Raw genomic sequence first — 1,515 nt, forward strand, 5'->3', positions numbered from 1 at the left:
ACACGGGCTGGTCTCTCGGGCTGATGCGGGGGCAGCTCGTGGCGATCAGTGATTCGGATATTTCGAGTGCGCTTTCCGCCTACATCGAGTGTTACCCCGACGAGGCCACGCTGCTGGCTGAGCCGCTGCTACTGCTTTCTCAAGGACGGGATTTCGCCTCGCGGCGGACCTTTCCGATGCACGTAACCGCCGGTGCGCTTCTGGTCCGTAGTGACGTCCGCGGCGACGCCGAGATCCTGCTGGTCGAGCACCGCGCATACGGGATCACGTTGCAGCCTGGCGGCCACCTGGAGCCGACCGACACCACACTCATCGGCGCGGCAGTGCGCGAGCTGACGGAGGAGACCGGTGTTGACCCCGGCACGGTCTTCCCCGCGTTGCGAACCCCCGTCTATATCGAGTACGGCCAGGTTCCGGCACGACCGATGAAGGACGAGCCGGATCACTACCACCTCGACATCGGGTACGCCTTCACCACGGCGCATGCGGACGTGGGGCGCATCCAGGAGTCCGAGGTTCACGGTGCCGCATGGTATCCGCTCGCGGTGGCCGAGCGGCTTGTCGGCCATCGCATCGCGCGAGCGGTCAGTGCACCGGCCTAGATCGGCTGACCGGGGCTCGCTGAACGACCCCGGCAAACAGCGGCGCCTTACCGCGGAGCGCACCAGTCAAGGCTCCGTGGTCGTCGTCAGCCCTCCCTGCCGAACCGGATGTCGAACCGAGCCCGGAACTTGGACGGTCGGAGCCTCGGCCGACGCTGGCCGAGCTGTGGTGTCCGCTCACGCGTCTCACTCGAAGGACGGTTTGCGGTCCCGGGTTCGCTTGAGCTCGAAGAAGCCGTCCGTCCCAACGACCATGACCAGGCCGTCCCAGAATCGTCCGGCGGCTTCACCGCGAGGGGCGGGTGTGATCACGGGGCCGAACAAAGCCGTGCCACCGATGCGGAGAACAGGCGTCCCGACGTCAAGGCCGACCTCGTTGAACGCATCGTCGTGCGAGTCGGTGATGAGTTGGTCGAACTCGGTGCTTGCGGCGGCCGAGGCCAGCGAGCCGGGCAGGCCCGCCTCCGCGAGAGCCTCGGTGATCACAGTGGGATCGTCGCGGCGTCGTTGGTTGTGCAGCCGGGTGCCGATCGCGGTGTACAGCGGTCCGAGGACGCCACGGCCGCCGTGCTCGGCGGCTGCCGCGCAGACCCGCACCGGACCCCACGCACGCATCATCAGGTCACGGTAATCCTCGCTAAGTCCCTTGCCCTCGCGCTGGACCAGGTTCAGGTAGGCCAGCGACATGATCCGCCAATCGGCGCGCACCGGCCGGACCTGCTCGACCTCCAGGAGCCAACGTGAAGTGATCCACGCCCACGGGCACAGCGGATGAAACCAGAACCCGACCTCGGCGCGGCCGGACTGTTCCCTGGTCATCAAAGTGAACTCCGTCCTATCTCAGACCGGTTGTGCCCAGGTCTTCTCCCGTCGGGAACGCGATGTCGAACAGGCCGCCCTGGACGGGCCTATG

At 66.9% G+C, this 1,515-nt stretch carries 2 protein-coding genes; one reads left to right on the forward strand and one right to left on the reverse strand.

What is annotated here, in order from left to right; all coding sequences use genetic code 11:
- A partial coding sequence (locus tag AC08OT_RS16245; RefSeq protein ID WP_476597333.1) for an NUDIX hydrolase occupies nucleotides 1-602 on the forward strand: 602 nt, incomplete at its 5' end.
- Nucleotides 603-788: 186 nt separating this feature from the next.
- Here AC08OT_RS16245 and AC08OT_RS16250 read toward each other — a convergent pair.
- Nucleotides 789-1,421: a mycothiol-dependent nitroreductase Rv2466c family protein gene (locus tag AC08OT_RS16250; protein WP_476596148.1), complete on the reverse strand. Its 633-nt coding sequence runs from the start codon at nucleotides 1,419-1,421 to the stop codon at nucleotides 789-791.
- Between the last annotated feature and the right edge of the window lie 94 nt (nucleotides 1,422-1,515).

Source organism: Frankia sp. CgJB1 (genome assembly GCF_977947065.1).

What these genes read in the sequence shown, in the direction of transcription:
- AC08OT_RS16250 (WP_476596148.1), bottom strand. Translation starts at nt 1,421, where the DNA reads ATGACCAGGGAACAGTCCGGCCGCGCCGAGGTCGGGTTCTGGTTTCAT.